This window comes from Cupriavidus sp. HPC(L) (genome assembly GCF_000307735.3).
GTDB lineage: Bacteria > Pseudomonadota > Gammaproteobacteria > Burkholderiales > Burkholderiaceae > Cupriavidus.
Map to the genome: position 1 here is coordinate 1 of NZ_AMPR02000167.1, position 6,764 is coordinate 6,764.

6 protein-coding genes are annotated in these 6,764 nt (G+C 67.0%); 3 read left to right on the forward strand and 3 right to left on the reverse strand.

The features are described 5' to 3' along the window. Positions 1–62 precede the first annotated feature (62 nt). Positions 63–1,454 carry an MFS transporter gene (locus B551_RS11320; RefSeq protein WP_043438972.1) on the forward strand — a complete coding sequence of 464 codons (1,392 nt, stop codon included), beginning with the start codon at positions 63–65 and terminating at the stop codon, positions 1,452–1,454. A 121-nt stretch (positions 1,455–1,575) separates the two neighbouring features. Here B551_RS11320 and B551_RS11325 read toward each other — a convergent pair whose 3' ends face one another. From B551_RS11325 to B551_RS11335, 3 genes are all read right to left on the reverse strand, one after another. Further along, positions 1,576–2,562, reverse strand: a complete 987-nt coding sequence (locus B551_RS11325; RefSeq protein ID WP_006579817.1) for a tripartite tricarboxylate transporter substrate binding protein — start codon at positions 2,560–2,562, stop codon at positions 1,576–1,578. Between the two features lie 80 nt (positions 2,563–2,642). Further along, positions 2,643–3,458 (reverse strand): SDR family oxidoreductase, encoded by an 816-nt coding sequence (locus B551_RS11330; protein WP_023264110.1) that lies wholly within the window; start codon positions 3,456–3,458, stop codon positions 2,643–2,645. 77 nt (positions 3,459–3,535) lie between these two features. Continuing rightward, the gene (locus B551_RS11335; protein ID WP_006579082.1) at positions 3,536–4,414 is read right to left on the reverse strand and encodes an IclR family transcriptional regulator; all 879 of its coding nucleotides are present in this window, start codon (positions 4,412–4,414) and stop codon (positions 3,536–3,538) included. A 488-nt stretch (positions 4,415–4,902) separates the two neighbouring features. Between B551_RS11335 and B551_RS11340 the strand changes: the two genes are divergently transcribed. Then, positions 4,903–5,766: a branched-chain amino acid ABC transporter permease gene (locus tag B551_RS11340; protein ID WP_006579083.1), complete on the forward strand. Its 864-nt coding sequence runs from the start codon at positions 4,903–4,905 to the stop codon at positions 5,764–5,766. A 56-nt stretch (positions 5,767–5,822) separates the two neighbouring features. Then, on the forward strand, positions 5,823–6,764 hold a 942-nt coding region (locus tag B551_RS11345; protein ID WP_023264112.1), incomplete at its 3' end, for a branched-chain amino acid ABC transporter permease.

A 6,764-nucleotide genomic window follows, 5' to 3' on the forward strand; every position in this document is an offset into this window, starting at 1 on the left:
CCGCGATGCGCGATCGCACCGGCCGGCCAGCCGCCACCCTCGCCTTCCCCGCCGTACCGTCGATGCATTCAGAGCAAGGTCTTCCCTATCCGCAACGCCAGTGGGCGATCCTGACCGTATTCTGCGGGCTGATCATGGCCGTGCTCGACGGCTCGATCGCCAATATCGCGCTGCCATCGATTTCCCGCCAGCTCGGCACCGATCCCGGCCACACGATCTGGGTCGTCAACGCCTATCAGCTGACCGTCACCGTTTGCCTGCTGCCGTTGTCCTCGCTTGGCGACATCCTCGGCTACAAGCGTGTCTACCGGATCGGCCTGGCCACCTTCCTGGTCGGCTCGCTGCTGTGCGCGCTGTCGGTCAATCTGCCGATGCTGGTGGCCGCGCGCGTGCTGCAGGGCATCGGCGGCGCAGGCATCATGAGCGTCAACACGGCGCTGGTGCGCTACATCTATCCGCCCACCAAGCTCGGCCGCGGCATCGGCCTCAATGCGCTGGTGGTCGGCATCACGACCGGCATCGCGCCGTCGGTTGGCGCGCTGATCCTGTCGTTCGCCAGCTGGCAATGGCTGTTCGCGATCAACGTGCCGGTGGCGATCATCGCGCTGAGCCTGAGCCGCTGGGCGCTGCCGGTCACGCCGCCGCAACCGCGCCCGTTCGACTATCCGAGCGCGCTGCTGTCGGCGGTGGTAATCGGCCTGTTCGTGCTCGGCGTCGATGGCCTTGGCCATGACAGCCTGCGGCAGACCGCGGTCGGCGGGCTGATCGCGGCGCTGCTGCTCGGCTGGTGGCTGGCGCGGATGGAGCGCGGCAAGGCGGCGCCGCTGGTGCCGGTGGACCTGTTCGCGAGCCGCGCCTTCTCGCTGGCGGTCGGCACGTCGTTCTGCTCGTTCATGACGCAGATGCTGGCCTTCGTCGCGCTGCCCTTCTATCTCGAATACCAGCTCGGGCGTTCGCTGCAGGAGACCGGGCTGCTGATCACGCCGTGGCCGCTGATGGTGGCCGTGATGGCGCCGCTGTCTGGCCGGCTGTCGGATCGTTTCCCCGCCAGCGTGCTGGCAGGCCTCGGGCTCGCGCTGCTGTGTACCGGGCTGGTCCTGCTGGCGATGCTCGATCGCGGCAGCGGCAGCATCGACGTGCTGTGGCGCATGGCGATGTGCGGGCTGGGCTTCGGCCTGTTCCAGTCGCCGAACAACCGCGCGATGATCGGCGCCACGCCACCGCATCGCAGCGGCGGCGCCAGCGGCGCGCAGGCGACCACGCGGCTGCTGGGGCAGACCACGGGCACGGCGGTGGTGGCCCTGCTGTTTGCGCTGGTGGGAACGTCGGCATCGCGCACGGCGCTGGGCGTGGCAGCCTGCGTCGCGGCCGTCGGTGCGGCAGTCAGCCTGGCGCGGCTGCGCGGTGAGCCGGATCGGCTGGCGGAACGGGCTACGACGCCGCTGGAGGAGTAGCGGAGGCACTCACCTCACCCTGCATACTCCCTCTCCCGCGTGCGGGAGAGGGGAGAAAAAACACCGCGATGAGATTGGTTCGAGCGGTCTGATGCTCCTTCTCGCGCCCGTGCCCCGTTCCTTACTGCGGCGTCGTCCCCGAATCCTTGACCACCTTCGCCCACTTGGCGATCTCGGCCTTCTGGAACGAGGCCAGCGCTTCAGGCGTGCCGAGCACCGGGTCCAGGCCCAGCGTCTTCAGCTTGGCCTGCACGTCCGGCAACGTGAAGATCCGGTTCAGCTCGGTGTTGAGCTTGGCGACGACATCCTTCGGCGTGGTGGCCGGCACGAAGATCGCGAACCACGAGTCGGCCTGGAAGCCGTTCAGGCCCTGCTCGGCCAGCGTCGGAATATCCGGCGCCGAGGCCGAGCGCTTCAGGCTGGTCACGCCCAGCGCGCGCAGCTTGCCCTCCTTGATCACCGGCAGCGCCGAAGGCAGGTTGTCGAACATCATCGTGATATGGCCGCCCAGCAGGTCGGGAATCGCCATCGCCCGGCCCTTGTACGGCACATGCGTGATCTTGACCCCGGCCACCGTATTGAACAGCTCGCCGGCCACGTGCGGCGAGGTGCCGATGCCCGGCGTGCCGAACGTCAGCGCGCCCGGCTTCGTCTTGGCCAGCGCGATCAGTTCCGCGGTGGTCTTGGCCGGCACGCCCGGATGGACCACCAGCACATTGGGCGTCGTCGCCAGCAGGATCACCGGCGCGAAGTCCTTGACCATGTCGTACGGCAGCTTGCTGTAGACCGCCCCGTTGATCGAGTGGGTGCCGACCGTGCCGAGCGCGAGCGTGTAGCCGTCGCCCGGCGCGCGCGCCACCGCTTCGGCGCCGATATTGCCGCCAGCGCCGGGCTTGTTGTCGACCACCACCGGCTGGCCCCATGACGGCGAAATCTTCTCGGAGACGATGCGGGCCAGCGTGTCGGGCGCCCCACCGGTCGGGAAGCCCACCACGATACGGATCGGCCGGGCCGGGAAGGTTTCGGCCTGCGCCGCCGGCGCGGCGAACGCGGTGGCAAGCACCGTGGCGAGCGCGGACAGCGCGCCGGTGAATCGGGTAATCCGCATGATCTTTGTCTCCTTTGTGTTGGACGCTTGTTCGGTCTCTATCGGTCAATCAGCATCGGTTATCGGCGCGTACGGGACCGTCATGGCTTGCCGATGGCGCCGAATTCGCTGAACACCTTCTCCTGCAGCCGCCGCATGCCCTTGAGCCAGCGATCGTAGTCCTGGCCCTTGCGGCGGTAGTACTCGAGCACTTCGGGATGCGGCAGGATCAGGAAGCGTTCGTCGCGGATCCCTTCCAGCGTCACGGCTGCGACATGTTCGGCGGTGACCGAGCCTTCCTGCAGAAAGCCCTTGCGCTCGCCGTTCTCGCCGAACAGCATCTTCGTCTGCACGCCCTGAGGGCAGATGCAGCTGACCTTGATGCCGCGATCGCCGTAGGTGATTTCCAGCCATTCGGCAAAGCCGATCGCCGCGTGCTTGGTCACCGCATACGGCGCCGAGCCGATCTGCGACAGCAGGCCGGCCGCCGACACCGTATTGACGAAATAGCCGTCGCCGCGCTCGAGCATCTGCGGCAGCACCGCATTGGCGGCGTGGATGTGGGCCATCACGTTGATCTCCCAGATGCGCTGCCATTCGTCGGCGGTCGCATCGAGGCCCTTGCGCAGGATGATGCCGGCGTTCGAGCAGAACACGTCGACCTGGCCGAAGCGGCGCGTGGCCTCGTCGGCCAGCGCCTGCACCGCGGCCGCGTCGGCGACGTCGGTGCGGCAGCCGAAGGTCTGGCACGACGGCGCGAGTTCGGCCGCCTCCGCGGCGACCTGCTGCGCGCCGCGCTCGTCCAGATCGGCGACCGCGATGCCGCGCGCGCCGGCCTTGGCAAACGCCAGTACCAACGCACGGCCGATGCCGGTGGCGCCGCCCGTGACGACGACGGTCTTGTTGCTGATCTCCATGCCTGTCTCCTTGTCTTGATGATTGTGGTGGTCGAGATGTCGTGGGTATTGGTGATGGTCCCGATGGCCAGGTCCGCTCAACCGTGGACGCGCCACAGTCGTCCCTGCAGCGCCTCGGCAAGCTGGCGCACGCGCGGCCCGAGATTGGCTTCGAGAATCTCTGGCGTCAGCCGCGAGGCCGCGCCGCCGATATTGATCGACAGCACCTCGGTGCCGCCCTCCAGCACGACCGGCGCGGCAGCGCCGCTGACGGTGCGGTCCCATTCGGCATGCGCGACACAGAAGCCGCGCCGCCCGTAGTCGCGCAATGCGCGTTCGAGCTTGCTGCGGACCGTGGGCCAGCGGGTCTGATAGTGGCGCTCCAGATCGACGATCACGCTCGCGCGCCGCGCCGCCGGCAAACCCGCGAGCCACGCGCGGCCGATCGCCGAGGTCGCGATCGGCAGCCGGGAACCCGGCGTCAGCCGCATCACCAGCGCGCCGCGCGGTTGGCACACTTCCAGATAGACCATCTCATGGCGATCGGGCGTGGCCAGGGCAACGGTGCAGCCGGTGGCGAAGGCGAGCGATTGCATCAACGGCTGCGCAACTTCCCGAATGCCCGAGGTCGCCAGGTAGCGATGGCCCAGCACCATGGCGCCCTGCCCCAGCCGGTATTTCTCCAGCGACTCGACGTAGACCAGATAGCCGAGCCGCGTCAGCGTATAGGTCAGCCGCGATACCGTCGGCCGCGGAATGCCGGTGCGCCGCGACAGCTCGGCATTGCCGAGGTAATCATCGTGCGGGCCGAACGCGCGCAGCAGATCGAGGCCGCGCGCGAGCGCCGTGACGAAGCTGCGATCCTCTACCTCCGCGGGATTTCCCGGACCCAGGTCGTCGGCATCGCGCAACGCCCTTGCCGGCACCGGCGAGGGCGGCTCGGCGCTAACGGGAATCACGGTGGCGGTACGCTTCATGATCGGTCCAGGCGGAGAGTCAGGCGGCGACGACTGCGGCATCGGCGCAGCAGAGATAACTGCGGCGGCGGCGAAAAAACAGGGAAAACCCGTGCGAAATTCGATCCGGCGGCGGCAGTAAAAACCGCGGCGGCACCGGGCCCGAAAACCCTATTTCGCTGTGCGAAAGACTATTCCGTATTCCTTGACTGTGCCTCAAGCCCTATGCAACAGTCAACGAAAACGAACGATCGTGCGGAGACGCCGCGACAGACAAGCGGCGGCCAATTACGACACGAATAACCGGTATGAAAGCTGGGCATTTTGCGGCCCGGATCGACCGTTTCAGGAGACCGCCATGCAACCCTTTTCGACGCGCGCCACGCCGCGCAGTTGACCCCCACATTGGTTGAACGACAGTCCGCGTTCCTAGCGGTGCTGTCCTGCCACGCGCGCCGGTCACCGGAGCGCGTCCCCGTTTGCGATTTCGATCTGCATGAGGTGAGTCGGTGTCAATGTTCTTCCAACAGTTTCTGAACGGGCTGACGCTCGGCGGGGTCTACAGCCTCGTCGCGCTGGGCCTGACGCTGGTCTACGGCATCCTGCACGTACCCAACTTCGCCCACGGCGCCTTCTACATGGCGGGCGCCTACGTCTCGTACTACATGATGACGTCGCTGGGCGTGAACTACTGGCTGGCGATGGTCGCCGCGGCGCTGGCCGTGGCCGTGCTGTCGATGCTGGCCGAGCGGCTGGTCTTCCATCCGCTGCGCAACGCGCCGGAGCTGCACGACATGATCGCGGCGATCGGCATCCTGCTGTTTCTCGAAGCCGGCGCGCAGGCGCTGTGGGGCGCCGACTTCCATCGGATGCCGACGCCATACGGCCAGCTGGTCGAGGTGTTCGGCCTGACCGCGCCGCTGCAGCGGCTCTTGATCATCGCCGCCGCCTTCACGCTGATGGTGGTGCTGCATCTGTTCCTGACCCGCACGGTGACCGGCTCGACCATCGTCGCGATGGCGCAGAACCGCGAGGGCGCGGCGCTGGTCGGCATCGACGCGACACGCGTCACGCTGCTGGTGTTCGCGATCTCCGGCGCGCTGGCCGCGATCGCGGCGACGCTGTATGCGCCGATCAACCTGGTCTATCCGGCGATGGGGCACCTGGTCATCACCAAGGCCTTCGTCATCATCATCCTCGGCGGCATGGGCAGCATCCCCGGCGCGATCCTGGGCGGCCTGATCATCGGCATGGCCGAGAGCTTCGGCGGCTTCTACGTGTCGACCGACTACAAGGACATCATCGCCTTCGTGCTGCTGGTGATCATCCTGTCGATCCGGCCGCAGGGCCTGTTCGCTGGCAAGGCCGCCTGACGGTCCCGCCCCCATCCATGCGCACAAGACAGGTACAAGGTAGGAGACATCTCGACATGAACGCATTGCAAGGCAAGACCGGCTGGGCGTTGCTGCTGGCGCTGGCCATCGCGTTTCCGCTGCTGACGACCAACAGCTATTACCTGACGGTGATGACGCTGGCCTTCATCTACGCGATCGCGACGCTGGGCCTGAACCTGATCACCGGCTACACCGGCCAGCTCAATCTCGCGCACGGCGGCTTCATGGCCATCGGCGCCTATACGCTGGGCATCCTGACCGTCGATCACCAGATGCCGTTCTGGGCCGCCTTCGTGCTGTCCGGCGTGGTCTGCATGATCGTCGGCTATGTGGTCGGCGTGGTATCGCTGCGGCTCAAGGGCCATTACTTCTCGATCTTCACGCTTTGCATCGGCTACATCATCTATCTGCTGATCGAGAAGTGGGAAAGCCTGACGCATGGCACGGTGGGCCTGATCGGCATTCCGGTGCCGGCGGCGATCGGTCCGGTCACGTTCGACAGCGTGCAGGCGCAGTACTACCTGGTGCTGTTCTTCCTGGTGATCGGCACCTTCCTGATGCACCGGATCGTCAGCTCGCTGCTGGGCCGCAGCTTCATGGCCGTACGCAACAGCGACGCGCTGGCCGAGGCGCTGGGCATCGACCTGATGCGCACCAAGGTGCTGTCGTTCGTGCTGTCGGTCGCCTATGCGGGCTTCGCCGGCGCGCTGTATGCGGGCCACGTGCGCTTCCTCGGCCCGGACATCGCGCGCACCGACCTGACCTTCGACATGGTGATGGCGATGCTGGTCGGCGGCATCGGCACGCTGCTCGGACCGCTGCTCGGTGCGCTGCTGGTGCCCTGGGTCACGCAGACGCTGCAGTTCCTGCAGGACTACCGGATGCTGGTGTTCGGCCCGGTGCTGATCCTGCTGATCATCTTCCTGCCCGACGGCATCGTCGGGTCCTACCTGAAGCGCCAGGCGCGCCGTGCCGCC